The 25,037-nt window shown below is 41.9% G+C and carries 24 protein-coding genes; 10 read left to right on the top strand and 14 right to left on the bottom strand.

All coding sequences use genetic code 11. The features are described from left to right. The first annotated feature begins 117 nt into the window (after window positions 1–117). The 4 genes from I2I33_RS17055 to I2I33_RS17040 all read left to right on the top strand — a co-directional run bounded on the left by I2I33_RS17055 (window position 118) and on the right by I2I33_RS17040 (window position 3,992). On the top strand, window positions 118–732 hold the full coding sequence (locus tag I2I33_RS17055; protein WP_087421041.1) for a DUF4254 domain-containing protein: 615 nt from the start codon (window positions 118–120) through the stop codon (window positions 730–732). Further along, window positions 729–1,793 carry a glycosyltransferase family 9 protein gene (locus tag I2I33_RS17050; protein WP_087421042.1) on the top strand — a complete coding sequence of 355 codons (1,065 nt, stop codon included), beginning with the start codon at window positions 729–731 and terminating at the stop codon, window positions 1,791–1,793. Before I2I33_RS17055 ends, I2I33_RS17050 begins: the two co-directional genes overlap by 4 nt. A gap of 123 nt (window positions 1,794–1,916) precedes the next feature. Further along, on the top strand, window positions 1,917–3,260 hold the full coding sequence (locus I2I33_RS17045) for a Gfo/Idh/MocA family oxidoreductase (protein WP_087421043.1): 1,344 nt from the start codon (window positions 1,917–1,919) through the stop codon (window positions 3,258–3,260). A 9-nt stretch (window positions 3,261–3,269) separates the two neighbouring features. Further along, window positions 3,270–3,992, top strand: a complete 723-nt coding sequence (locus tag I2I33_RS17040) for an SDR family NAD(P)-dependent oxidoreductase (protein ID WP_087421044.1) — start codon at window positions 3,270–3,272, stop codon at window positions 3,990–3,992. Between the two features lie 30 nt (window positions 3,993–4,022). On the opposite strand, the gene I2I33_RS17035 is transcribed toward I2I33_RS17040, so the two are convergent. Next, on the bottom strand, window positions 4,023–5,108 hold the full coding sequence (locus I2I33_RS17035; protein WP_140402584.1) for a CDP-glycerol glycerophosphotransferase family protein: 1,086 nt from the start codon (window positions 5,106–5,108) through the stop codon (window positions 4,023–4,025). Window positions 5,109–5,349: 241 nt separating this feature from the next. Between I2I33_RS17035 and I2I33_RS17030 the strand changes: the two genes are divergently transcribed. From I2I33_RS17030 to I2I33_RS17015, 4 genes are all read left to right on the top strand, one after another. Further along, on the top strand, window positions 5,350–6,153 hold the full coding sequence (locus I2I33_RS17030) for a glycosyltransferase family 2 protein (protein WP_087421308.1): 804 nt from the start codon (window positions 5,350–5,352) through the stop codon (window positions 6,151–6,153). Then, entirely contained in the window at window positions 6,153–7,061 is a 909-nt protein-coding gene (locus tag I2I33_RS17025) for an SP_1767 family glycosyltransferase (RefSeq protein WP_087421046.1), read from the top strand. Before I2I33_RS17030 ends, I2I33_RS17025 begins: the two co-directional genes overlap by 1 nt. Next, window positions 7,055–8,353 (top strand): O-antigen ligase family protein, encoded by a 1,299-nt coding sequence (locus I2I33_RS17020; RefSeq protein WP_087421047.1) that lies wholly within the window; start codon window positions 7,055–7,057, stop codon window positions 8,351–8,353. Before I2I33_RS17025 ends, I2I33_RS17020 begins: the two co-directional genes overlap by 7 nt. An 81-nt stretch (window positions 8,354–8,434) precedes the next feature. Continuing rightward, window positions 8,435–9,754, top strand: coding sequence for an O-antigen ligase family protein (locus I2I33_RS17015; RefSeq protein WP_229128358.1), 1,320 nt, complete (start codon window positions 8,435–8,437; stop codon window positions 9,752–9,754). Window positions 9,755–10,261: 507 nt separating this feature from the next. On the opposite strand, the gene I2I33_RS17010 is transcribed toward I2I33_RS17015, so the two are convergent. The 12 genes from I2I33_RS17010 to I2I33_RS16955 form a co-directional block, all read right to left on the bottom strand. Beyond that, complete coding sequence (locus I2I33_RS17010) at window positions 10,262–11,689, bottom strand: capsule assembly Wzi family protein (protein WP_229128357.1); 1,428 nt, start codon at window positions 11,687–11,689, stop codon at window positions 10,262–10,264. A 21-nt stretch (window positions 11,690–11,710) separates the two neighbouring features. Continuing rightward, the gene (gene ispD, locus I2I33_RS17005; RefSeq protein ID WP_087421049.1) at window positions 11,711–12,412 is read right to left on the bottom strand and encodes a 2-C-methyl-D-erythritol 4-phosphate cytidylyltransferase; all 702 of its coding nucleotides are present in this window, start codon (window positions 12,410–12,412) and stop codon (window positions 11,711–11,713) included. Between the two features lie 24 nt (window positions 12,413–12,436). Further along, window positions 12,437–14,647: a GH92 family glycosyl hydrolase gene (locus I2I33_RS17000; RefSeq protein ID WP_087421050.1), complete on the bottom strand. Its 2,211-nt coding sequence runs from the start codon at window positions 14,645–14,647 to the stop codon at window positions 12,437–12,439. A 10-nt stretch (window positions 14,648–14,657) separates the two neighbouring features. Further along, a complete protein-coding gene (locus I2I33_RS16995) occupies window positions 14,658–15,611 on the bottom strand; it encodes an ROK family protein (protein ID WP_087421051.1) in 954 nt (317 codons plus the stop codon). Window positions 15,612–15,887: 276 nt separating this feature from the next. Further along, window positions 15,888–16,595, bottom strand: coding sequence for a tRNA1(Val) (adenine(37)-N6)-methyltransferase (locus I2I33_RS16990; RefSeq protein ID WP_087421052.1), 708 nt, complete (start codon window positions 16,593–16,595; stop codon window positions 15,888–15,890). A 111-nt stretch (window positions 16,596–16,706) separates the two neighbouring features. Next, window positions 16,707–17,117, bottom strand: a complete 411-nt coding sequence (locus I2I33_RS16985; RefSeq protein ID WP_087421053.1) for a DUF5606 domain-containing protein — start codon at window positions 17,115–17,117, stop codon at window positions 16,707–16,709. A 108-nt stretch (window positions 17,118–17,225) separates the two neighbouring features. Then, complete coding sequence (locus I2I33_RS16980) at window positions 17,226–17,960, bottom strand: TerB family tellurite resistance protein (RefSeq protein ID WP_087421054.1); 735 nt, start codon at window positions 17,958–17,960, stop codon at window positions 17,226–17,228. Between the two features lies 1 nt (window position 17,961). Beyond that, window positions 17,962–18,561, bottom strand: a complete 600-nt coding sequence (coaE, locus tag I2I33_RS16975; RefSeq protein WP_087421055.1) for a dephospho-CoA kinase — start codon at window positions 18,559–18,561, stop codon at window positions 17,962–17,964. A 4-nt stretch (window positions 18,562–18,565) separates the two neighbouring features. After that, the gene (locus I2I33_RS16970; RefSeq protein ID WP_140402585.1) at window positions 18,566–19,555 is read right to left on the bottom strand and encodes a YbbR-like domain-containing protein; all 990 of its coding nucleotides are present in this window, start codon (window positions 19,553–19,555) and stop codon (window positions 18,566–18,568) included. Window positions 19,556–19,650: 95 nt separating this feature from the next. Next, window positions 19,651–19,971, bottom strand: a complete 321-nt coding sequence (yajC, locus tag I2I33_RS16965) for a preprotein translocase subunit YajC (RefSeq protein ID WP_027202744.1) — start codon at window positions 19,969–19,971, stop codon at window positions 19,651–19,653. A gap of 12 nt (window positions 19,972–19,983) precedes the next feature. Then, window positions 19,984–20,421, bottom strand: coding sequence for a DUF1573 domain-containing protein (locus I2I33_RS16960; RefSeq protein WP_087421056.1), 438 nt, complete (start codon window positions 20,419–20,421; stop codon window positions 19,984–19,986). 37 nt (window positions 20,422–20,458) lie between these two features. Further along, the gene (locus I2I33_RS16955) at window positions 20,459–21,229 is read right to left on the bottom strand and encodes an AMP nucleosidase (protein ID WP_087421311.1); all 771 of its coding nucleotides are present in this window, start codon (window positions 21,227–21,229) and stop codon (window positions 20,459–20,461) included. Window positions 21,230–21,336: 107 nt separating this feature from the next. Between I2I33_RS16955 and I2I33_RS16950 the strand changes: the two genes are divergently transcribed. Further along, window positions 21,337–22,596, top strand: a complete 1,260-nt coding sequence (locus I2I33_RS16950) for an S-adenosylmethionine:tRNA ribosyltransferase-isomerase (protein ID WP_087421057.1) — start codon at window positions 21,337–21,339, stop codon at window positions 22,594–22,596. A gap of 4 nt (window positions 22,597–22,600) precedes the next feature. Beyond that, on the top strand, window positions 22,601–23,044 hold the full coding sequence (locus I2I33_RS16945; RefSeq protein WP_087421058.1) for a type I restriction enzyme HsdR N-terminal domain-containing protein: 444 nt from the start codon (window positions 22,601–22,603) through the stop codon (window positions 23,042–23,044). Between the two features lie 720 nt (window positions 23,045–23,764). Here the strand turns inward: I2I33_RS16945 and meaB are convergent. After that, window positions 23,765–24,877 (bottom strand): methylmalonyl Co-A mutase-associated GTPase MeaB, encoded by a 1,113-nt coding sequence (gene meaB / locus I2I33_RS16940; RefSeq protein WP_087421059.1) that lies wholly within the window; start codon window positions 24,875–24,877, stop codon window positions 23,765–23,767. Between the last annotated feature and the right edge of the window lie 160 nt (window positions 24,878–25,037).

Genomic DNA, 25,037 nt, shown 5'->3' with positions numbered 1-25,037 from the left:
AATAATGCTGCGTATCTCCCTGAAAGCCCAATAGTTTACATTATTCTTCCTAAATCCATCCGAAATCGGGCGAGTTTGTTTATTTTTGTAATAATAATTGGATTGAAAAAGGGTATTATGTTATTTGCAGAATTATGCTATCGTATTTTTGAGGAGAGTACTTTATGTTATCATGTACAAGATTGTGTTGATGCTGGCATGGAGAATCCATACGAGTATAAATCAATAGAATATTATTTGTTTCTCAAAAATTGGGTAGATGCAGTCCAGTGGCATTTGGAGGATGTCATTCGGGATCCGGATATAGAACCCGTGAAAGCGTTGGAAATCAAACGACGTATAGATCGGTTGAATCAACGTCGGACGGATTTGGTCGAATTGCTGGATGGATATTTCTGGGATAAATATAAAAACGTGAGAATCTTATCTTGCGCTACCGTGAACACGGAGAGTCCGGCATGGGCGATAGACCGGTTATCTATTTTGTGTTTGAAAATTTATCACATGGAACAGGAGGTGCAGCGTAGAGAGGTTGCTCAAGTACATGTAAAGGAGTGTGATGATAAGCTAAGCGTGTTGCTGGAACAGAAAAGAGATTTAATACTCGCGATCAATCAACTTTTGGAAGATATAGAAACGGGACGTAAATACATGAAAGTCTACAAACAGATGAAAATGTATAACGATCCGGAATTGAATCCCGTATTATATAGAAAAGGGCAAGGATTATGAGTGTAAAAAAAGTATTGGTGATTCGCTTTAGGAGAATAGGAGATGCGGTACTGTCAGTCGTGATCTGTAGCTCTATTCGAAAAAGTTTTCCGGAGGCGGAGATTCATTACGTGTTGAATGATCATATTGCTCCTTTGTTTGAAAATCATCCGGATATAGATAAAATTATCACCTTTTCGGATGAAGAAAATAATCATTTCTTTAAATACTTGCGAAAAGTCCGGCAGTTGATGAAAACGGAACGTTATGACGTGATCATCGATACTCGTGCCACGATAAAAACTTTATGGTTCAGTGCCTTTTCTTTAAGAACGAAATATCGTATCGGAACATCTAAATTTTATAATCATTTTTTTCATAATTACCGGGTGCGTAATCACGTGAATGATGACTTGGACGAAGTTGTGCGAAATTTGTTATTGTTACAGCCCTTGGAGCGAGAAGGGAAGTTGGTAATGACCACTGATTTCCGGTTGTACGTGACAGAACAGGAAACGGCAGAATTCAAGAGCTACATGGAACAAAAGGGAATTAATTTTTCCCGCTTTATCGTGGTATGTACTCCTTTTACCAGAGTGGCGAGGAAGGCTTGGGATATGGAGAAAATGAAGGAGATATTGTCTCGTATCATTCAGCGTTATGATGCCCAGTTGATTTTTAATTATTCTCGGGAAGAAAAGGCTGCGGCCTTGGCATTGTACGAGGATATGGGGAAAGACGAGCATATTTTTATTGATATAGAGGCCGATTCGTTACGGAAATTGGTATCCATGCTGGAAACAGCCGATTTCTTTTTTGGAAATGAAGGTGGCCCCCGGCATATCGCGCAGGCGTGTCACTTGCCGGGGCTGGCTATTTACCCGCCTTGGGTTGAACTGCCTAGATGGCTGCCTTCCAATGATCCGCGTTATCAGAGCGTGAGTTCTTTTGATATGTTTCCCGGGCAGGTAATCGAGGGAAGAACGGAAAAGGAGTTGTTCGATTTACTTACCGTGGAATACGTGTGGGAACGTCTGCAACCCATGATGGATGAGGTGTTTATTAATTGCGCTTTTGAATAAGTGGCGTGTACTATAAATTCATCGCGAAAATGTCGGTAAGACGATAAATTTCTTTAATTTTGTTTTCGATAGATGGGGTGGTAGAATTTAACAGGTATTGGAAAGAATACTAAAGATGATTTTATGAGTAAGGTTATAACATACGGCACTTATGATGTTTTGCATCAAGGTCACATAAATTTATTGAAACGGGCGAAAGAACTAGGTGATTATCTTATTGTAGGTGTGACGTCTGATCGTTTTGATCGGGAGCGGGGTAAACTCAATGTCAAAAATAATGTCTTGGAGCGTGTGGAGGCTGTCAGAAAAACAGGTTATGCCGATGAGATTATTATTGAAGATTACGTGGGGCAAAAGATAGATGATATACAAAAATATAATATAGATATTTTTACTGTCGGTTCCGACTGGGTGGGTAAATTCGATTATTTGAATGAATTTTGTAAAGTGGTGTACTTGCCTCGTACGGAAGGAGTGTCATCAACCCAAATAAGAAATGAATCTCAACAGATCGTGCAGCTGGGGGTTGTGGGAAGTGGACGAATTGCAAACAGGTTTATTCCTGAAGCGGGATTCGTGAATGGCATTTCCATTACGGCTGTTTATAATCCCATGCGAGAAGAGGCTTTGCAGTTTTGTGAAAGATTTGGCGTGACGAATTACGATTCGTATGAAGGTTTTCTAAGTGCGATTGATGCCGTGTATATTGCATCACCTCATCTCACGCATTATGAATATATAAAAATGGCATTGATGGCCGGTAAGCATGTTTTGTGTGAAATCCCAATGGTCTTGAGCGGGGAGGAGGCCAAAGAACTCTACACGCTGGCTGAAGAAAAGCGCTTGGTATTGCTTGAAGCATCTAAAACAGCCTTCTGCCCGGCATGGAATCATTTACTCACGCTTGTGAAAAGTGGGGTGATCGGGGAAGTGGTTGATGTCAAGGCTTCTTTGTCAAAACTCGTGCCCAATAACGTCAGAGAGATGGATGTTAATCAGGCTGGTGGTAGTGTTACAGAACTAGCCCCATTCCCTTTGATGGCTATCGTGAAGTTGCTTGGCAAGGATTATTTAGGGATGCATTTCTTTTCAAAAATGCAGGATGGGGTGGATATTTTCACGAAAGGTGAAATCGTTTATGGGAACGCAGTTGCTTCCATCACGCTGGGTTTGGGAGTGAAAACTGAAGGCAACTTGGTCATTTCGGGTACAAAAGGATACGTGCTTGTTCCATCCCCTTGGTGGTTGACGAATTATTTCGAGGTGAGATACGAGGATCAGAATTTGAATAAGAAATATTTTTATACTTATCAGGGTGACGGGTTACGTTATGAGATTCAGGAGTTCGTGACGATGGTGTTGAGCGGGCGGACAAGTAGCTACAAATTGAATCATAATGAATCAATCACGATCGCCAAGATTATTGGTAGTTACCGTGATTCGAATAATACAACATATTTAAAATAGGATTGTAGTATGAAGTATGCAGTTGTAACGGGAGGTACGAAAGGTATCGGGTTGGGGATTGTAAAAGTATTGTTAGAAAGAGGTTTTCACGTGTTTACGAATTACGCTCGTGATAAAGAATCGGCAGAACGGGTGGGACAAGAGTTAGAACAATGGAAGGAGCGTTTGAGTATTGTTCAAGCCGATCAAAGTGATAAGGAGTCTTTTACACGATTTGTTCAATTCGTGAAGTCTAAGGCCGAGTCCATAAGTTGTATTGTTTGTAACGCGGGGATGACCATACGGAAATCTAACATGGAAATTACGGATGAGCAATGGGAACAAGTGATGCAAGTGGCTGTTAATTCTCACTTTTATTTGATCCGGGATTGTTATGAAATGATCGAGCCTGATTCCCGGATCATTTTCATAGGCTCAATGATGGGAGTATTGCCTCATGGAACATCGTTGCCTTACGGTGTTTCTAAAGCGGCAGTTCATGCTCTTGCAAAGAATCTAGTTAAGGAATTTGAGGGAACGGGAACCACCGTTAACGCTATTGCTCCCGGCTTTGTTGAAACCGAGTGGCAAAAGAATAAGCCCCAAAACATTCGGGAAAATATTTATGGTAAGACAGCAATAAAAAGATTTGCAGCCGTTGATGAAATTGCAAACGCTGTTGCTTTTTGTCTGGATAATCAATTTGTAAATGGCTCCGTTATCGAGGTTAGTGGAGGCTATTGTTTTAAATAAATAATAAGGGGCTGAATTTGCCCCTTGTTTTTATGCTTTTATGCTATTGTTTAGCTCTAGTAATTTGTCAACGATCCTTGGTGATACTTTTCCATCCACCGCACCCATGACATAGTGGATCAATTCTTCTCGTTTGGCCTTGTTTTTATCCGTTCCGGCAAGGGCCTCTTGTGCATTTTTCACCATATTTTGATACCTTTTTGGGGTGTCCGCCACTTCCCATAGATAGAAATTTTCCGTGTCTAATCGCTTTCTCGCTTTGTGAGGAAATAAGCGATCATGCAATCTGTATCTCAAAAACATATTGACAATAGCCGGTTTGCCTATTCCGGCAAACTCGAATACGGCACTTGACATATCGGAAATCATTAAATCGGAAGCGTTTAAAAATGGCAGAATATCTGTTTCGTTAAAGTGGGCTAGGTACACGTTCGGGTATTTGGCCCACGTTTCTAGACGATGTAAATCTCTCCGGTATCTTTTCCGTAAAAATAGATGAGAGTGTGGTTTTAAAATGATATTATATTCGGCAAAGTCTTCCGGGAATTTCTTACCCATTTTCAAGATGGATGACGGGTAAAAAGTGGGAGCGTACAGTATGGTTTTTTTGTTTATGTCTAAATGACAGCTTTGGAGAAATTTGATACGATCTTCTTCTGTTAATTGAAAGTAATTATCCAGTTTAGAATATCCGGATATATAATAGATTGATTTTTTCTCCGGGAAGAGTTCGAGTAACCTGTCTTCCATGAATTTCCCATCCAAGAAACGTAAATCGACATCATTCAGATCCGGCGCATAATTGACTGTTTTCCCGCCCCACGTGCCGTGCATGATGAGGGCAGATTTTTTGAATGAGGTCGAAATGTGACGCGGGGCATTCCCGAAAACCATGATATTACACTCCCGGTGCTCTTCATCAAGACAATACGTGAATCCCTTTTCTTGGCAATACTTGATGGATTCTTCCCGTTGATTCAATTCATCCCTTCCCCTGTTTTTAGGGATAATGATGACGTATGATATGTTTCGTTTAATGATTTCTTTGATGACGGGTTCGAAGTGAGGGATATAATATAGTTTCTCAAGATAAAAGCCGATCGTGTAATTTTCCATACGTAATTGTTGGTATATCTTTTCTCCTTTGATTTCGTGTTGAAAACGATCAAAAAACGATCGTTTATTGATAGACAAAATTAGGGAATAACAATGATAAATGCAAATGAATAAGGGCCTATTATCTGTCTTGATAGCTAGATTGTTGTGCGTTTTCTTGATAAAAGACAAATGTTAAAAGATTGAATGTTAAAAAACGATCGTTTTTTATAATATTATAATGGTTATAATGCAAATGTCAATGATGAAAATATCGCTTATTATATCCACGTATAATCGACCCAGTGCGTTGAAATTGTGCTTGGAAAGCGTTAAGCGGCAAAATCGGTTACCTGATGAAGTTATTATTGGGGATGATGGTTCCGGGGATGAAACCGCAGCTTTAATTCGTGAATTTCAAAAAGATTTTCCTGTACCGTTATTACATGTGTGGCAGGAAGATAAAGGATTTCGTGTCGGGAAAATACGGAATAAATGTATTGCAAAAGCCAAGTACGATTATATCGTACAAGTGGATGGCGACATGGTTTTGCATTCAAGTTTTATAACGGATCATCTTTCGTGTGCTCGTAGGGGATATTATATAAAAGGGGGCCGGGTGAATATAACTAGAATGGAGACAGAACGATTATGTAATCGTGAATATACCCCGTTAGGATTTTTTACATGGGGCTTGACGAGAAGGGAAAATGCGATTCACTGTCTATTTTTGGCCAAGTGCTTGGCTCCGTATCGTAAAACTCGTCCGGGATTAGGATGTAATACTTCTTTTTGGCGGAAAGATGCTTTGCGAATCAATGGCTATGATGAATATTACGTTGGATGGGGTGGGGAAGATTATGATTTCAGCGTGCGTTTGTTGAACGTGGGTTGTAAAAAAATAGCATTAAAATTTGCCGCCATTGGGTTTCATTTGTGGCATGAAGATAAATACATGGAGAATCGGAAAAAGAATTTTGATTATTACAATGAGAAGGTCGAGCAAAAAGCGACATGGTGCGAAAATGGGATCGATCAATATTTAAAAGATAATAACGAAATGTGATGAAAAGCATTTTTTATTACATGGAGTGTTATATCCGTCTTTTGAAATACAGACGACGTTTCTATAAAAAACAAAAGGCGTTAGGGTTTATTCCAGATATAAGGTCAACCGACGAGACATTGGATAAAATATTACGGGAGCATTGTTCTGTCAGTCGATTTGGGGATGGAGAGTTCAATCTTTTACGTCAGAAAGGGAATGGATTTTGCGCTTTTAATCAATCCTTGGCCGAAAGATTACAAGAAGTGCTAACGGCACCCCTTCCCTGTCATATTGTTTGTTTACCTTATGCGCTTGTTTCACGAGAAAACTTGAACTTGCGTACGAAAGTTTTCTGGTTATCTTATTTTATAAAAGCGTACGATGTTTTCATTCGCTATCTGAAATCGGGATACGTGTATTACGATGCCTCGTTTACTCGATTTTATTTTGCGTACAAGGATAAACGTGTATGTGAGGGGTATTTGGAAAAGATACGACAAATATGGTTTGATCAGGATATTCTCTTGATAGAGGGTGAATATAGTCGTTTGGGAGTAAATAATGATCTTTTTATTCACGCTCGTTCATTGAAACGGATTTTATGTCCCGCGAAAGATGCTTTTGAGAGATATGTTGATATAATGTGTGCCGCTCGAAAATATGGAAGTAATAAATTGATTCTTGTTGCTTTGGGGCAAACGGCAACCGTGTTGAGCTATGATTTGGCTAAATTAGGTTATTGGGCGATTGATATAGGGCATGTTGATATTGAATACGAGTGGTTTTTACGGGGTGCGAAAGATAAACTTCCGGTAGCCGGGAAGTATGTTAATGAGGCAAAAGGTGATGTTTTTCGTGAAAAGAAAATCCAGGATGAAAATTACGAGAAAACGATTGTAGAACGCATTTCCGGTTTATCATGTTAAAAATGTTCGTGCGGGAGAAAACGTGGAGATTATTATTCCTGCTTGTCGGTTTTTTGTCGGGAGGCCTTGGAATATTATATGGGATGACTTTTCATTATATTCTTTTGAGCATGGTGTTGTTTTACGCCATCTTGGATTGGGATTCATGTGTGGAGCGGTTACATGCAGGACGAAAATATATATTGGTGTTCATCGGTTATTTCCTGTATTTAGTTCTACAAACGTTTTTCTTATTTTGGGATTCCGGTATAGAAGGAAATGCGCATTATGGCATATTCGAGACGACACTGCTTAATTTTGTTTTGGTACCCGTGTATGTTGCCATGTTAAAAGGATGGTTGACGGTTCCTTTACTGAAACGTTTCCTGTTTTTATTTTGTGCGGGGTGCGTGTTATTGAATGGGTATATCGTGTTCGATTTATTGGCAGGAGAAGCATTCTCGAATGCTCAGGAAGCTTTAGGGCGTTTATACATAAATCGTTTTGGCGAGAATAAAACCTCTCTCTTGGGAGGAAATTTATTGCTGGAACCACAAGTTTTTTACATCGTTTTGGCGGCGCTGGTTTCGTACGGGTTGATTTTTTGGAGTGGTCGGAAGCGTGTGAAGTTGGCGTGTGGCATCATGTTTCTGTTGTTACTATTATTCTTGTCATTCACCGTGTCGAAAGCCGGTATTTTGGCCTTTTCTCTCGGTTTTATAGTAATGAATATATGTTTTATGAAACAAAACGCATGGAAGTTTTGTTGGGTATTTTCTGTTTGTGTATTGTGCATAGGTTTTATGTTGTTTGCATCAGATAGTTTTGAACAGAAATATAAAGAGAGGGTGGACGAAGTTTTAACCGAAGTTATGAATGTCAGGCAAGGCATTTATGACGGGAGTACGATTGCGCCTAGAATTGGGTTTGTTCGGGAAACTTACAGGCATGCTAACGAATTTGCAGTTTGTGGGTTAGGAGTTTATGCTAAGGAGCGGGTGAAGATCTGGTTGCGGGATTCGGATGCGGGGCTTGGAGAATTTAGGAACGTGCATAATACATTTTTACATTATTGGATACAGGGTGGCATTTTAGGGATCAGTTTGGTCGTGTTTCTTTGGGGTGTACCGCTCTACTGCATGGTGAAAAATCGGAAATATTCTTATCTGATAATTTCCCTTGTGGTCGTTGTTGTCATCACGAATAGCACCTGTATTTTATTGGATTTGAATAATTCGAGATTGATAATTGTGTTATTGTCTTCCATGTTTTATTTTCATGGGGATGTTTTTTATGAATTAGAAAAAAGTTGATTGTGTCCCAAATAGATTTTTCCCGTATTTGATAATCAAGTGAATATCAAATCATGTATATTTGTGCCATAATTGAAGATTATGGATCAAATGGTAAGGTTTCAGAAGTATTTTTTTCTTGCGACAGGTTTCTTGTTGGGAAGTTTAATCCCCTTGTTTGGCAATGCGTTTAATTTTATACTCATTGTTTTCATGTTTGTGCAGATTGGCATGAATCGAAAGGAAGTATTGGCAAACTTGCGGCAAGAGCGAAAATATTTGTGGGCGATGATTATTTTCTTGGGTTATTTTTCCTTGCACACGATGATTGTGTTGTTGAAAGGGAATCCTGTTGCGGAACCAAGTTACGGTACATTCGAAATCTTGATCTTGAATTTTATACTTGTTCCCGTGTATGTTACAACTTTCAGGAGCTGGCTAACACCTGAATTATTACGACGATTTCTAACTTATTTTTGTATAGGATGTTTCTGCATAAATGTTTATATCTTTTTTGCTTTAACCGGGACAAAATTATTTTCAGATCCGGTAGGGACGTTAAATTTGATATACAATACGCGATTTGGAGAAAATCGATTCGTGTTAGGGGATAAGTTCTGGTTAGAGATTCAGGCATTAATGCTCGCCGTGTCGGCACTTATATCTTATTTCTTGATCATCAAGGAAAGACAAAATGGAAAGAAAATCATGTTCATATTTTTGTTTTTGGCCTTGCTTGTTTTTCTTTCATTTACCGTTACCAAATCTGCTATTATAGGATTTTTGGCTGGATTTTTTGTGCTTAATATTTACTTGTTTAAAAGGTCCTGGGTAAAAGTACGTTATAAACTAGCAACGGTTATATTGATCGTTTTATGTGGCTTTGTCTTGTTGGATAACGTCGCCATGTATGAAGCAAGGATGCAAGAGGTCAGGGAGGAAATCGAGAATGTTAGGAGGGGGGAGTTCTCGGGGGGAACTATCGTTCCCCGGGTTGCATTTATTCGGGAGAGTTTTAAGCATTTTGATGAATTTGGTCTGTGGGGATTGGGGGTTTCTACGAAACATCGTATAAAAGCATGGTTCGATGCCTCTGACATGAATATTGCTCGCTATAAAAATGTCGGTAATATTTTTCTACAGTATTGGGTTACAGGTGGAATACCGGGCTTGGCTTTTGTACTTTTTTTATTTGTCGCACCGGTTTACAGGATGATCCGGAAGAAAAAGATTTCTTATTTGATTATAGGCATATTGCTCCCATTTTTTGCGGTGAGTAATACATGCGTTACCCTCTCTTGGGCCAATTCCAGGTTGTTCATGTTACTCTTTCTGGCTATGTTTTGCTTTTACGGTGATCTTTTCGCCCGACTTGAAGAGTTTTCGGAGGATGAACCTGCTTTTGACAAGAGTTCGATATAACTCACCGTGTTTTTATTGAATTTGCATTAGGTCGTTTATTCGTTACCTTAAAATACCCCTAATCTCGTGTTTCTACATTTACAGGTTTAGAAATTTTCAATAAAAAATAGGTTTGAATTAATGTGAAATATTGTTATTGAGATGTTATGATGTTGGCATCATATGGTGAGCCGCTCCCATTCCGCTCCCATTCCTCCTCTATTCCGCCCCTATTGTAATAATGAAATATTAAATTAAAATAGTAGTTGTTAATGTAGGGGATAAGTCTATTATAACAATTTAGATATAGGATAATAATTTCATCAGATGGAAATTTTATCAGAATGCTCACTTTACTGGGACAAATCATCGCATACTCAAATCACTCGCTAGCGAGGTTGAGTCTTCGGGATAAAAATGTGAGATCGAAGGGACAAAAGGGAAACTTCCCTCCAAACGGGATTATAACGTGAGTTTAATACCCTAAAATGGGGCGAAGGAAAAACAATTACTTGTGTCGAACTTGTATTATTTAATAAGTTTACCCTTGCGACTAAGTTTAATCGTGAATCCGAAATTATCTTTAAACAGATCTCCTAAATCGCCGTAGATACCTGTTTCCACGGCAAACGGTAAGTTTTTGAATGGCAATGTTACTTCCAATGCTCCGGAGAATTGATTCTTTTTCATGGGACTTCCGTAAATACCGTAGTTCCTGGAATAGGAAAGCATGAGTTTATAGGGAGTGGTTTGCCACGCCATACCTTTCATCCCGATGTGGTGGGCTATAACCCGGTTGTTAATGATTCGGGTGATACCTCCGGAAAGACCGGGCGTCATGAACGGGCTACCGATAACTCTCTCGTATAAAGTCCATCCACTTCTGTATTCGCCATTGTTGAAATAGTTGTCGCATCCGCCAAGTATTTTTCGGCCATAGAAGTGACTGTTCGGGTCTTGTTTCTCCATTTCTTCCGGGGTGGCGGGACGGTCATGCCGGGAGCCGGATTGGTATTTCGTGTAATAGAATTCATAAATAACGTCCGTGATCCATTGATCCTTTTTCTTGGAACCATAATAAAAACAATAAGTTCCATCCGGGAAAGAGCGAAAATCCGTACCCGAACCATCTTCAAAAGGGATGTCGTGGTAGAAAGATAAAATATAGTTGTCTGCCAAATAATTAATGGTCAAATGTTCCCTTCCCAGGTGATTTCCTAACGCATTGATCGAATCGCTTACACTGGCCCCGGTTCCTCCTTCTTTGGCACAAATGATTCGGATATAATCCTTGAATGATGAAGGTTGTTTGCCTCTGTCGGGAGAGGTTCCTGCCCATTGAGCCCAATGTTCAAGGCCGACAATGATTTCCCAGCGTTGATGAGGCTTTATTTTTAAGAAAGCTGATTTGTTGTGTAAACGGGTGTCTTCCACGTAACGATCGTCAATCATCATGTAGTCTGCCCAGTTGAATTTAATAGATAAAACTCCTTTGGTACAGGGAACTTTCATGTATTCACTATTCAAATTATATCCCGGGAAAGTTCGGGAGTTTCCGGAACGGATGAAATTTCCGTTCGTAGAGGAAATACCGTTATATTCTTCCTTGGGATGAATCATTCCGAGGTCTAGGCGAAGATTCCGCCAGCGTGCGCTCGCGTAAAGCTGGTCTAAAATAACGTTGTTGTCCGGACGGGATAAAAATCCCGCGGCAGAAACTCCATAAGCGAATTGAATTTTATGGCGATCCGTGAAATCTGAGAAAAGACCTACTTCCAGTAAGGCTCCGTTGCCGTTGGGAATTAAACCATGTTTGTTGTTTATTGCCCAAAAGGGTAATGTATTCTGGTATGCCACGAATCCTGTAAGTGAAGTTTTGTAGTCAACACTTCGTTCTTGTCCCTGCGAGTAAAAAAATAGTAGGGACATCAAGATGGATAATGCTGTTTTTTTCATTTCGCTGTTTTACGCACGTCGTTATTTTTGCTGGGACAAAAGTAACTTTTCTATGATAGAAATATCTTCTTTGTAAGTTAATTTAATATTAAATGGTAAACCTTTGGTTATTTTAATGTGAATCTCCGGCATATATCGTTTAACAACCCCACAATCGTCCGTGCTGAAAAATTCGGGGTCCGTCAGCGCCTTGTTATAGGCTGCTGTTAAGATGTCAGAATGAAATCCCTGAGGGGTCTGAACCTGAAAGAGTGTGGAGCGATCCGGGATGTTGTTCACGAATTGGCGAGAGGTATCGCTTTGTAATATCGTGTCGGTTGAAGGTATTGCTGTGGTGCAGGCTTTGTGGTTTTCGAGTGTTTCAATGACACTATCTATGATTTGCGACGTGACTAGCAGGCGAACGGCATCATGGATGATTAAATTACATTTCTCTTCTTTATACACGTTTAAGGCGGCGAGAGTAGAGTGATAGCGTTCTTTGCCCCCCGGGACAATGTGTTTCACTTTTTGAAATCCTTCAAGGCGAACAATTTCTTCCGTTTCCTTGATGTAATCTCTGTGTACGACAATGATAATTTCATCAATGCGTTCATGTTTTTCGAATATGTGAAGCGTGTGTGCCAATACAGTTTTCCCGGCAATTACGATGAATTGTTTGGGTAACTCGCTTCCTAGCCTTCGTCCGGAACCTCCGGCTAGAATTACTCCGATATTTTTCATTCTCTTGATCCTGTTTTTAACCTTTTATTTTTGAGGAATTTCAGATGTTAACACGAATTCCAATTCTCCGCCGTTCATGATCTCGTCATGAGTAATCCAAGTACGATTGAGTTCGTCTCCATTTAGCAAGACTTCCTTCACATAGATATACTGATCATTTTCCCGGTTTGCTTTAATGACAAATTTACGGTCTTGTCCCAGCTTGATGGTTACTTTCTTAAACATGGGTGTTCCCAGTTGATATTTACCGTCACTAGGGTTCACGGGATAGAAACCCATGGCAGAGAAAACATACCATGCAGACATTTGCCCGCAATCTTCATTGCCACAAAGTCCGTCGGGACGATCCGTGTAGAGTTCCCGTCTGATTTTATCCACGTAATATTGTGTTTTGTTGGGCGTATCCGTGTAATTGAACAGGTAAGCCACGTGGTGAGAGGGTTCGTTCCCTTGGGCGTACTGCCCGATCAACCCGCTAATGTCGGGAGAAACATTGTCCCCCTCGATGGTTGAGGGTAGGGTGAACAGGCTGTCCAGTTTGTTGGCGAAAGCGGCTTTTCCCCCGTGTAACGCGATAAGTCCCTCCACGTCATGTGGTACAAACCACGAATATTGCCACGCGTTTCCTTCGGTGTAATCATCATCCCTGTGGGCCGAGGCGAAGGGGGAAAAAGGCGTTTTCCACTTCCCGTCGGAAAGCTTTGCCCGCATGAACCCGGTAGAGGAATCGAACACGTTTTTATAGTTCTTAGAGGCTTCCGTGAAATAGAGGTAGTCATCTTCTTTATTCAAAGCTTTGGCCATTTGAGCCATACACCAGTCATCGTAGGCATATTCGAGGGTTTTGGAAACAGATTCTTTTTCGAGGTCACAGGGAATATAGTTATAAGTTCTGAATAGTCCCAGTCCATTTCCTTGGGATAGAGACGTTTCTTTCATGGCCTCGTAGGCTTTTTCAACATCGAAATCCCGAATGCCTTTCAAGTAAGCCTCCGTGATGATGGGGATGGCGTGATTCCCGATCATGCAATGACTCTCGTTGCCCATCAGTTCCCAGTTCGGGAGCAAGCCGTGAGCCTCGTAATGGCGAATGAATGATTTTATCATGTCATTTACCCTGTTCTTCTGGGTGATCGTGAATAGGGGATGAGCGGCACGGAAGGTGTCCCACAATGAAAATACGGTGTATTGATTTGCTTTACCCACACTATGAATTTCTCCATCCGGTCCTTTGTAATTCCCGTGTGCGTCAGAGAAAAGATAGGGAGCCAGGTAGGCATGGTACAATGCCGTGTAAAAAACTCTCATTTCTTCTTTGCTGGCACCTTCCGCTTTAATCTTGGATAATGTTCGTTTCCATCGTTGTTTTGCCTCCCGTTTCACTTTGTCAAAACTCCAATGAGAAAGTTCTTTGTCTAGGTTTGCGGCGGCCCCCTCGCAGTTTGCGGAGGAAAGGCTTACTTTCACGAGGACCTTATTGGTGGTTGTTCCGAAATCGATGAATGCGTATCCTTGATTGGAAACCAGTTTCTGCCCGTTCTTTAATAATTTCAGCGTGTCATTTCCAGCCCAGACATCAACATCTTGAGAGAATTCCATGAAAAAGTAAACGTTATGTTCTTTTGCCCATCCGGTTGACTTCCGGTACCCTTGTATGGTCCGGTTATTGATTTTCTTGATCGAGGTCATCACGGTCCGGTCCCAGTTACGTGCGGTTGTTAGGTCGAGAGTTAATCCGTAAACCGAGTTGGTCGGGTATTGATAGGAGTGCATCCCGCAACGAGAGGTTACCGTTAACTCGGTCTTAATCCCGTTGTCGAAGGTCACGCTATAATATCCCGGTTCTGCCGTTTCATTGGCATGAGAGAATTTGGCATATCCTTTCGTGATAAAATCAATTGCTTTTTCTCCTGCTTGCGGGCGGGTCGTGACAGGCAACAGGCGAATGTCCTGTAAGTCCCCGATACCTGTTCCGCTCAAGTGCGAATGGGAAAACGAGGATATAATGCTATCGCTGTAATGATAACCGGAACACCACTCCCAGCCACTTCTTGGATTATCCGGACTAAGTTGGATACCACCAAACGGGACGGTCGCCCCCGGGAAACAATGTCCCTGACCGGCAGTGCCGATGAATGGATCAACAAAATCCGTTACTCGAGTTTCTTTTTCTCTTTGGCAAGATGTCAAAAGGCCGATAAAACAAAGCAGGAGTAGAAGGAGTCGTGTTCTCATGGTGTTTAGTCTAATTGTTTAATTCAGTCCATACAAGTGCGGATGCTCCATAAATGGCGGCATTCGTGGGAAGAGACGAACGAAGTATTTTGATTTTTTGTTTAAATATATATAGCATATTGGCTTCCATTTGTTCCTGTGTGGTTTTGAAAAGCCATTCGCCCGCGTTGGCAACCCCTCCTTGAAGGAATATCGCTTCCGGGCTGATAATGGCTACTAGGTTAGCCAAGGCTTTACCCAGTTGCTCGCCCGTGATCCGGAAGGCCTCCAAGGCGATCGGGTCTCCTTTTTGTGCCGCGTCATATACTTTTTTGGCCGTGATTTCCGTGTAAGGAATATCTCTTAATGCGCTAGGCGTATTTTCCAAGGCGAGTAATTCGCAGGCGGTGCGCTTTATTCCGGTGGCAGAGGCGTATGTTTCCAAGCACCCCCGACGTCCGCAATTGCAGTATCTATCCCCACCACAAACTAGTGTGTGGCCTACTTCACCTGCCAGCCCGTCATGCCCGTACACTAATTTCCCGTTTATCACGATGCCACTTCCCAAGCCTGTTCCCAGCGTGATCACGACGAAGTCTTTCATCCCTTTTGCCCCGCCGTACACCATTTCACCGATAGCGGCTGCTTTCGCGTCATTCGTGATAAAAGCGGGTACGCCAAATTGTTTGGTCAGAAGTTCTACCATCGGGATGGTCCCTTTCCAAGATAAGTTTGCCGCGTTTTCGATGGTTCCGTTGAAGTAGTTCCCGTTGGGAGCGCCAACCCCGATTCCAACAAGTTGTACGTCTAAGTTGTCCAGTTCTTTCTTCACTGTTTTGTACAGGTCCTGAACAAAATCTTGTGGCGTGTTATATGCAGTTGTGGGTAATGAGCCATTTGCCAGACAGTTACCGCTTTTATCAATGATGCCGAATGCGATATTGGTTCCTCCAATATCAATACCTAGTGAGACAGTTGTTTGCATAATAATATATAAATTTGACAACAAAAATAATTGCAACCTAATGCGTGGTTAAAAGTAATAAAAAAAAATAAGAGACCGATGGGGCGATCTCTTATTTAATTACTAACTACTAACCTAAACATACAAACTTATGAAAAAAAACTGTGTCTTCTATCTGTTTTCTACATTACAAAGATAGGGGGTATTCCTATATTCGATAGTTAATAGATCGTTAATCTTTTCTGTAAGGAGATTTAAATCCTGATGAAGATGTGGAACGGGATAAACCTTCGGGAATCAGAGTTTCAAGTAAAAATCTTTGGTGAGGTTCGCGTAACTCTCGTGAAGTATATGTCTCTCTATTTCAAGAGTTATTGAATCTTCTACGAAGTGTTTTTTTACTTTCGAGAGTTCGATGAGTTGACGTTTTGGTGCCTTGTCGGGAGTGGGGTAAACTGTTGATAATTTGTTAACAAACCATTTTTCCCCCTGGGTTAATTCTATAAAATGTTTGGCTTCGTTAACAGGTAGTATGACACAAAGTTTGCCTTCCGGTAAGAGTAAATTGTCGCTAACTTGGAGAAGATCCTCGTGTGATAATGTTTCGCAATGCCGGGCTAGAGTGCGATTGAGTTCCGGGTTTTTAGTAGAATTGATAAAGAAAGGCGGGTTGCAAACAATGATGTCGTATTTATACGGGGGAGCAAATGCTTGCACTTCACCTTGAAAAAGATGGATACGTTCCCGCCACGAAGTACTGTTTGCGTTCTCCCGTGCCTGTTCAAAAGCTGCCGGATCAATTTCAATAGCATCAATAATTAATTCGGGATTGCGTTGTGCTGCCATGATGGCTATAAGTCCGGTTCCCGTACCGATATCAAGCAAACGTCGTGCATGGGTTACATCAGTCCACGCTCCCAAAAGGACACCATCCGTGCCGACTTTCATGGCACATCTTTCTTGCCGAATGGTGAATTGTTTGAATTGAAAATAGTCGTTTGCCATGACGGGATAATGGGTTTGTAAAGTTTGAAAGTTTATTAGGTTTATAAAGTCTCACTATGTTGGTAGAGATATAACTTTATAAACCTTACAAACTTTATGGACTTTATAAACTTATTCTTCTTTCTTTTCTTCTTCCGGTTCGTCGAAGTTCAGAAGGTTCTTGTCTAATAATAAGTTATACCATTGGATCATTTTCCGCATGTCTGAAACGTAAACGCGATCCGCATCATATTCCGGGATGACAGATTCTATATAATTCGTGATAACGGCGGATGATTCTTTGTGATTAATAGCCGGTTTACCCTCTTCTTTTTCATACATACGTTTGAACACGGTTTTCAGAGGCATGTCTTCATCTTCCGTGTAAATTGAAATATCTTCGAGGGCGATAATTTTAGCATTAGAATATGCAGGAAAGCGTTTCCCGTCAAGTAATGATTCTACAATCAAGGCGTTTGCGGTGTTATTGATTAATTTGAATAACCCGGGTTTTCCTGATATGGATAAAATTTCTTTCAACATATTGCTTTCTTTTTGTGTTTTGTTATTGGTGGGCAAAAGTACGAATCAATGTTTAAAAGTAAAAGCAATGAAATATTTATTTTTTTAATTTCAATCCACTCTACCCGACTAATTGATGCCCCGTTGTTTTTTGATTTTCTCGTAAGCCTCGTTGATGGCCATGAATTTTTTCTCGGCAGCCTTACGAATATCTTCTCCCATGTATCCGACTTTGTCCGGGTGGTTTTCGATAGCCATTTTCCGGTAAGCTTTTTTCACTTCTTCGTCGGTGGCGGAGGAACTGATGCCTAGGATACTATAAGCAGAATCCAAATCGTCATAGTACATGGCTTTGATTGACTGGTACGTGGTTGAATCAATTCCCAGTAAATTAGCTATTTTATCCAGCAGGGAAATTTCGTGTTTACATACCGTTCCGTCGGCTTTGGCCAGTCCGAACAGGAAATATAATAATTGTGTACGGGAATAGACGTTCATGTTCATGCGGATCTGGGTACAAACTTGATCCACCTCGATGTCTTTGTTCAATAGGTCCTTGATAATCGTCAAGGCCTCTCGCTCTCCTTCCAGCCCGAAATTATCCCGGAAAAATTTTTTCACGTAGTCCAGTTCGTTGCGGGTCACTTTTCCGTCGGCTTTCATCAAGGCCGTTGCCAAGACGACAAGGCTCAGCAAAAAGTCACCTCTTCCCGTGGGGCGGGTACCCGGATCGTTCGCCGGGCCAGATGTTACAATTGTTGCCGTGTCGAATGTGGAACCGATGAAATAACCGAACAGGGCTCCGATGGGACCTCCCATGACAAAACCTAAACCTGCTCCTATCCATTTTCCGTATTTTGCCATATTATGCTTGTTTTGAATGAATATTGTTTAATTGATGAATGATGGAAAGGATTTGTTTTATTACCTTGTCATCATTATTGTTGTAAATTACGAAATTCGATTTCGATTGTTTTATTTCATCGGGCATTTGATTGTTGATACGTTCAATCACTTTCTCCCGGGTGGTAGCGTCTCTTGAGATCACCCGTTCCACGCGGGTTTCTAAGTTTGTCGAGATTAGAATAATGTAATCAAAAAGGTGTTCGAGTTTTGCTTCGAACAGAATGGCCGATTCGAAGAACAGAAACGGGCGTCGTTGTGCCGAACTCCACGTCATGAAATCCCGTGTTACGGCAGGATGAACAATGCCATTTACTTGCTTGATTGCCTCTTTATCATTGAATATGATTGTTGCCAACCGTTTTTTATCCAGGTTTCCGTCGGGCTGGTAAATGTCTTTGCCAAATAGCTCGGTTAAATGTCTCTTGATTTCTTCATCCCGGTTGATTAGCTCGGATGCCTTGGAGTCACTAATATACACGGGGTACCCCAATGTCTCGATAATTTTAGCTATCGTGGATTTTCCACTTCCGATGCCTCCTGTCAAACCAATTTTTAACATGGGATTATTTTTTCTTTTCGATAAGATACTCGACGGTTTCCGGGGTGAATACCAAGTCTTTTATGTGACGGGGAGATCGCTCGATCTGGATTTTCAAGGATGCCGGGTTGTTCTTGATTTGGTTGTAATCCACGTAGAAAGAGAAACTGGTGTCGGAAACTACTTCATAGCGGCTTAATCCCACGTCAAACGTCACGTCAATGGAGTGAGGGAACAGGCGGATCAAAAGTGAGTCCGGGAGATTTTTAACGACGAGGGGTACTGTTTTTTTAGATTCCGTGAATCGCTCCACTTCGACCTTGACTTTCGCATCATTTCCATTGATCTGGGTCCCGTAGATTTCCTCAAACGATACGGTTTTGGTCACGTCTTTCGAGAGGTTTTTTAAAGAGATCGGTTCCGTGTACACCGCTTTTAGCGTGTCAAGAATGGAGGCCGGTCCACTGATGTCCATGTAATCGGGGGTAACGGAAATATCGTTTTTCAACATGTACTGCCGTTTCAACGTGTAATCGACCCGGGGAATTACCGGAACTCTTTTACTTTCGAACCGGGAGAACTGAAACGTGATACTTTCCGGTTTAATGGAGATTAGCTGGATGTCCGTGTTTAACTGGGCGCTGATCCGGTCTTTTATCTCTGACGTGTTTACCGTGTATTCCAACTGGTCTTTTTTGTCTAGTAATGAGTTCACGTTAAGCACGATCGGTAGAAAAGAGGTGCTGATGCTGTAACGCAGTAAGGCGAAACCGTGAGCCTTTATGGCCAACGTCATCTCTTTGGGTGGTTCGGAAACGAGTAGTTTCCCTTTAGGGAAATCCGTGTATTTTATCGGGTAGGTGATTTCCGTGGTATATTCTTTATTCAACGCGTTTAAAAACCATAGCACTGTCGCGATGATAACGCATATCCCGTACGTGACTACATTACGTTTGATGTGTAATTCATGGGATGCACCGAAATAACTGAATATTTTACCGATAAGACCACGCATATAACGAAAAGTTTATAATGTTTGTAAAGTTTTTAAGGTTCATAAAGTTCGTCTTGTTACCTTGTGAACTTTATGAACCTTATGAACTTTATAAACTATTTGCTAGCCGGAACGTCCGTCATGTCTTTCACGATGGCTTCCTTGCTTACTTTTAATCTGGCTTGACTTTCTACTTCAATGATAACGGTAAAGTCGTTGATCTCGACAATTTTTCCGAAGATTCCCCCGGTTGTCATGACTTTGTCGCCTTTCTTCAATTCATCCCGGTATTTTTTCAATTCTTTTTGTCTTTTCATCTGGGGTCTGATCATGAAGAACCAGAATACAACGACAATAAGAATAAGGGGTAAGAATTGCATGAAAGCGTTACCTTGTGTAGCAGTTTGTTGTAATGTTAACATGAAAATTGTGTTCATAAATTTACTTTTTTATTTATTCTTGATATTTGCGATTATTTTTAGTTCAATCACTTTTTCCGGAACGTTTGCAAAGATATTAATTACTTTGTATTGTTTACCATATCTGCCCGAAGAGTTAAATTCAACCTCGATTTTTCCTTCTCCTCCCGGCGGGATCGGTTTTTTGTCATACTTGGGGGTCGTGCAGCCACAACTGGCCTCCACGTTTAGAATAACAAGACTTTTGGTCCCCGTGTTTTTGAAACGGAACGTGTGCGTGACGATTTCTCCTTCTTGCAGGTCGCCAAAGTTGAATGATTTTTGCGGGAATTCAATTTTGGCAATCGTGTTAGAATCATTCACGCTGGTCGGGGTGTTTACTTCCTGTTCGTTTTGTTTTTTACTTTTGCTGTCACATGAGCAGGCGAGCATGATCCCTAAAAAGATGTAAAGTAGTCCCTTCAGCATATGTAATTAATTTGACAACGAAAATACGACATAATATTTAAAAAATAAGATGCCTCATAGAATAATTTTTATCCTTGATGTATTGCATGGTTTCAATGCCTATATCGAGATGTTGCCGGACGAAATTTTGCGTGACGATTTTGTCTGATTCAGACGTTTTTATGCCGTCGGAAATCATGGGCCTGTCTGATATTAGCAGTAAGGCTCCCGTCGGTATACGGTTGGCGAACCCGACGGTGAAAATCGTGGCGGTTTCCATGTCCACGGCCAGCGCCCGTGTTTTTATCAAGTATTCTTTGAAATTCTCGTCGAATTCCCATACTCGTCGGTTGGTGGTGTACACCACTCCCGTGTAATATTGCCTGTCATGATTCGTGATTATTTTTGAACAGGCTTTCTGAACGCTGAAAGAGGGTAAGGAAGGGACTTCTTTCGGCATGTAGTCGTTGGATGTACCCTCGCCTTTAATGGCGGCAATGGGAAGGATGTAGTCCCCCTCGTGGTGTTTGGCTTTCAGTCCCCCGCATTTCCCGATAAATAGCACGGCTTCCGGTTCTATGGCGGAAAGCAAGTCCAGGACGGTGGCGGCGTTGGCGCTACCCATCCCGAAGTTAATCATGGTGATCCCGTCGTGCGAAACGTTGGGCATATTTTTATTCTCACCGATGATAGGAGCATTGTATTTTTCAGCGAACAAGTCCAGGTAGTAATCAAAGTTAGTCAGGATGATGTGTTTTGAAAAATCTTCCAAGGCCCGGCCCGTGTACCGGGGCAGCCAATCCTCCACTATATCTTTTTTTGTTTTCATGCTCATAATATGTCGGTTGGGAAATTTGAGAATGGAGTATCCCATTTCCTTTTTTTTCGTTATTTATCATTACTTTTGCAGCCTTAAAAGTAAGATATTATTGCCGAATGACAAAAAAAATAGCGATCGAAAATTCTCGTGAAATGGTAGAAAAGCTAAAAGAAATTAGGATCGAGGATTACACGTATGATTTGCCCGACGAACGGATTGCCAAGTTTCCACTGGAAAATCGGGAGGCGTCGAAGTTGTTGATTTATGATGAGGGTAGGATTGACGAGAGGCATTTTTACGAGGTACCGGAAATTCTTGATGCCGGGAAGATGTTGGTGTTTAACAACACGAAGGTGATCTATGCCCGGATTCTTTTTCAGAAGGTCACGGGAGCCGTGATCGAGGTTTTCTGTTTGGAACCTTACCAGCCTTCGGACTACGTGCAGAGCTTTGCCGCTTACGGGAAGTGCGAGTGGAAATGTATGGTCGGAAATCTGAAGAAATGGAAAGAGGGAACGATTTTTTGTCATTACCGGTTTGAGGGAAAAGAGTATCAGTTGGCTGCGACACGGAAACTTCGAGAAGAGAATGATGTTATCGTGGAATTTACCTGGGATGCCCCGGCCAGTTTCAGTGAAGTGCTGGAGTGTTGTGGGCGTATCCCGATCCCGCCATACTTGAACCGGGAGTCGGAAGAGGATGACAAGATTCGCTATCAAACGGTGTATTCCAAGAACGAAGGATCGGTGGCAGCCCCGACGGCCGGGTTGCATTTCAGCATCCCCGTGTTGAAAGCCTTGCGGGAAAAAGGGATAACGATCGAGGAACTGACCTTGCACGTGGGGGCCGGGACTTTCCGTCCCGTGAAAAGCGAGACGATCGGGGGACACGATATGCACACGGAACATATTTCCGTTCGACGGGAAGTCGTGGAGCATCTGTGTACTCACCCGGAAAATATAATTGCCGTGGGAACGACATCCGTCCGTACGCTGGAAAGCCTTTATTGGATGGGAGTGAAACGAATTTTGGGAGATGAGGATTTCAGTTCTCTGGGACAGTGGGAGGCTTACGACTTGCCTTCCGGTTACTCGTTGAAAGAGTCTATGACTGCCTTGCTGGGGTGGTTCGATGAACGAGATGCCGAATTGTTGAAGGCTAAGACCACGATTATTATTGTTCCCGGCTATTCGTACCGTGTGATCACGGCGATGTTTACTAATTTCCATCAGCCTCAGAGTACGTTATTATTATTGGTTGCGGCGGCTATCGGGGAAGATTGGCACAAAGTGTATGATTACGCCTTGGCTCATGATTTTCGTTTTTTGAGTTATGGTGATAGTAGTTTGTTGAAAGTAAGAAAAGATAAAAAGTGATCGCGTGAAAAGTTTGAACTTACCTCCTTTCGAGTACAAGGTGAAAAAGCAGAACGGGCAGATCTGGATATTTGATATGATCCGGAAAAGGTACGTCGTGTTGACTCCGGAAGAGTGGGTAAGGCAGCATTTCATTCATTTTCTGATCGAGAGTAAAGGTTATCCTGCCCAGTTGATTGCCGTCGAGAAAGAGATTCAAGTGTGCGGTATGAGGAGGCGTTTCGATCTGGTATGTTATGACCGGCAGGCGAACCCTTACTTGATCGTGGAGTGTAAAGCGCCTTCCGTGGCGTTGTCGCAAGTCGTCTTCGATCAGGCATTCCAGTATAATCTGTCCATTGCAGCTCGTTTTATCGCGATAACGAACGGGTGCTTGCATTTTTGCGGGGAGATCTCCGGGGATGGAAAATTTCAAATGTTAGCCGAAATTCCGAATTTTTGCGGGTAAACAGGATTTTTGTTTAAAAGAATTGAACATGTCCCCGGCATCGCCTAAGCGATGCCGATGGGAATGTAACATGTTCTTTCACATATAATTTGCAACCATAGAGGCGGACTCTGAATTTCTAAAGGCTACATTAATCCTTCTATATCATTAAACCAACGTTTAATGCCACTCAAATATAAACAAATTTCGCCAAATTCTCACAAATCATTTCTTTTTTTTGAATCTGTGTATCAACAATTCACAGGTTATTAAAAAATTATTATATTTGTTAGGTATGGATGAAATGAATTTTTATTAAACGTTCGTTTAATGATTCTTCTACAAAGGAATATTTGACGCTTGTACTTATCTTAAAACTGTATTTTCGGAATATGTGTTGGTATGTCCTAACATAAATCAATACTTTTATCGGGGTTTAGAATAGATAAAAGTTTGAAATTGTCTCTATGTTGACCTATTGTTGTCTTGTTTCGTGCGGATGTGTCCTATGTTACTTTTACTAATCATCTGTTAAAATGGCGGCGATAATCGGGCGATTAGGCGGCGACAATCGGGCGATGGCGCCTAATTACCTGCCAACAGTCGCCCAACAGTCAGGTAATTTACATGGAAAGCCCTGTGAGAAACTGTACTCAGGTTATATAAAACCAGAACGGGAGATCATCCAAAGGTGATTTCGGATATTCTCCCGTTCCGAGTAGGTTGGAAGTATTTTTACGATTATAGTTTCGTATCTTCCTTGAAATAGTTGTCTAACAAGCGGAAGGCCGCAGCAAAAGAACTTTCCTCGTTATGCTGCACTTTTTCTTCTGCCTCTTTTATTTGTTCTTTCTGGCTCTGGTAGAAACGATTCCTCAGTTGTTCGTCAATGGTTTCGTACATCCAGTACTTGGCTTGTTCGCTGCGACGGATGTCGAAATATTTGCTTTGTTGGGTTTCGCTGCAATAGTGCAGTATGTTTTCCCATATTTCCTTGATCCCGGTTTTCTCGTAAGCGGAGCAGGTCATGACCTTCGGTTCCACGCCTGATTCGTGAGGGGGGAAGAGGTGAAGAGCATTTTGCAACTGAACTTTAGCAAGTTCGGCACGGGTGATGTTGTTACCGTCAGCCTTGTTAATGATAATACTGTCGGCCATTTCCATGATGCCTCGCTTGATGCCTTGCAATTCATCCCCGGCTCCGGCAATTTGTACCAGCAGGAAGAAATCGACCATCGAATGTACGGCAGTTTCACTTTGACCGACCCCGACGGTTTCAATCAAGGTAATGTCAAATCCGGCAGCCTCGCAGAGCAACATGGCCTCTCTCGTTTTGCGGGCAACGCCGCCCAGCGAGCCGGCCGATGGGGAAGGGCGGATGTAGGCGTGTGGATCACAGGCTAACTCTTCCATACGGGTTTTATCTCCAAGAATACTCCCTTTTGAACGTTCACTACTCGGGTCGATGGCAAGCACGGCAATTTTATGTCCTTGTCCGGTAAGGAATTTCCCGAACGCCTCGATGAAAGTACTTTTCCCGGCCCCGGGTACTCCCGTGATCCCGATACGGACGGATTTACCCGTGTTCGGGAGGCAACGGTTGATTACTTCCTGTGCCATGGCTTGGTGGTCAACGCGGGCGCTTTCCACGAGGGTAATGGCTTGGCTTAAAATGTTAATGTCCCCGCGAAGAATACCTGCCACGTACTCGTCCGCGGTAAGCGTCTTTTTCCTCAGATGCTTCAATCTTTCTGCGATGGCCGGGTTCACGGGATCCGGCTGTTCGATACCCTTGTTGACGGCCAGTCCTTCATAACAAGCTTCGTTTTCAGGATGTTCTATATTTTGTTGCATAGCGTTTTAAATTAATCTTCGACAAAGATAGAGTTAATGTGGGGAAGTTACAAGTAAAAAATCGTGGTTTCAGGGTGAGTCTTATCCCGGAAAGTTTATTGTATGCAGGAGCGATGAATAACGAGGAAGGCGAGATCCATCGCGGAATCTCGCCTCGGTA

It is taken from the genome of Butyricimonas sp. BSD2780061689_150309_C8 (assembly GCF_015560935.1).
Classification (GTDB): Bacteria; Bacteroidota; Bacteroidia; order Bacteroidales; family Marinifilaceae; genus Butyricimonas; species Butyricimonas paravirosa.
This window is presented reverse-complemented; position numbering and strand designations above follow the sequence as displayed.

Coding starts and splice junctions, on each gene's coding strand:
- I2I33_RS17055 (WP_087421041.1), top strand. CDS start 118: ATGTTATTTGCAGAATTATGCTATCGTATTTTTGAGGAGAGTACTTTA.
- I2I33_RS17050 (WP_087421042.1), top strand. CDS start 729: ATGAGTGTAAAAAAAGTATTGGTGATTCGCTTTAGGAGAATAGGAGAT.
- I2I33_RS17045 (WP_087421043.1), top strand. CDS start 1,917: ATGAGTAAGGTTATAACATACGGCACTTATGATGTTTTGCATCAAGGT.
- I2I33_RS17040 (WP_087421044.1), top strand. CDS start 3,270: ATGAAGTATGCAGTTGTAACGGGAGGTACGAAAGGTATCGGGTTGGGG.
- I2I33_RS17035 (WP_140402584.1), bottom strand. CDS start 5,108: ATGGAAAATTACACGATCGGCTTTTATCTTGAGAAACTATATTATATC.
- I2I33_RS17030 (WP_087421308.1), top strand. CDS start 5,350: ATGATGAAAATATCGCTTATTATATCCACGTATAATCGACCCAGTGCG.
- I2I33_RS17025 (WP_087421046.1), top strand. CDS start 6,153: ATGAAAAGCATTTTTTATTACATGGAGTGTTATATCCGTCTTTTGAAA.
- I2I33_RS17020 (WP_087421047.1), top strand. CDS start 7,055: ATGTTAAAAATGTTCGTGCGGGAGAAAACGTGGAGATTATTATTCCTG.
- I2I33_RS17015 (WP_229128358.1), top strand. CDS start 8,435: ATGGATCAAATGGTAAGGTTTCAGAAGTATTTTTTTCTTGCGACAGGT.
- I2I33_RS17010 (WP_229128357.1), bottom strand. CDS start 11,689: ATGAAAAAAACAGCATTATCCATCTTGATGTCCCTACTATTTTTTTAC.
- ispD (WP_087421049.1), bottom strand. CDS start 12,412: ATGAAAAATATCGGAGTAATTCTAGCCGGAGGTTCCGGACGAAGGCTA.
- I2I33_RS17000 (WP_087421050.1), bottom strand. CDS start 14,647: ATGAGAACACGACTCCTTCTACTCCTGCTTTGTTTTATCGGCCTTTTG.
- I2I33_RS16995 (WP_087421051.1), bottom strand. CDS start 15,611: ATGCAAACAACTGTCTCACTAGGTATTGATATTGGAGGAACCAATATC.
- I2I33_RS16990 (WP_087421052.1), bottom strand. CDS start 16,595: ATGGCAAACGACTATTTTCAATTCAAACAATTCACCATTCGGCAAGAA.
- I2I33_RS16985 (WP_087421053.1), bottom strand. CDS start 17,117: ATGTTGAAAGAAATTTTATCCATATCAGGAAAACCCGGGTTATTCAAA.
- I2I33_RS16980 (WP_087421054.1), bottom strand. CDS start 17,960: ATGGCAAAATACGGAAAATGGATAGGAGCAGGTTTAGGTTTTGTCATG.
- coaE (WP_087421055.1), bottom strand. CDS start 18,561: ATGTTAAAAATTGGTTTGACAGGAGGCATCGGAAGTGGAAAATCCACG.
- I2I33_RS16970 (WP_140402585.1), bottom strand. CDS start 19,555: ATGCGTGGTCTTATCGGTAAAATATTCAGTTATTTCGGTGCATCCCAT.
- yajC (WP_027202744.1), bottom strand. CDS start 19,971: ATGAACACAATTTTCATGTTAACATTACAACAAACTGCTACACAAGGT.
- I2I33_RS16960 (WP_087421056.1), bottom strand. CDS start 20,421: ATGCTGAAGGGACTACTTTACATCTTTTTAGGGATCATGCTCGCCTGC.
- I2I33_RS16955 (WP_087421311.1), bottom strand. CDS start 21,229: ATGAAAACAAAAAAAGATATAGTGGAGGATTGGCTGCCCCGGTACACG.
- I2I33_RS16950 (WP_087421057.1), top strand. CDS start 21,337: ATGACAAAAAAAATAGCGATCGAAAATTCTCGTGAAATGGTAGAAAAG.
- meaB (WP_087421059.1), bottom strand. CDS start 24,877: ATGCAACAAAATATAGAACATCCTGAAAACGAAGCTTGTTATGAAGGA.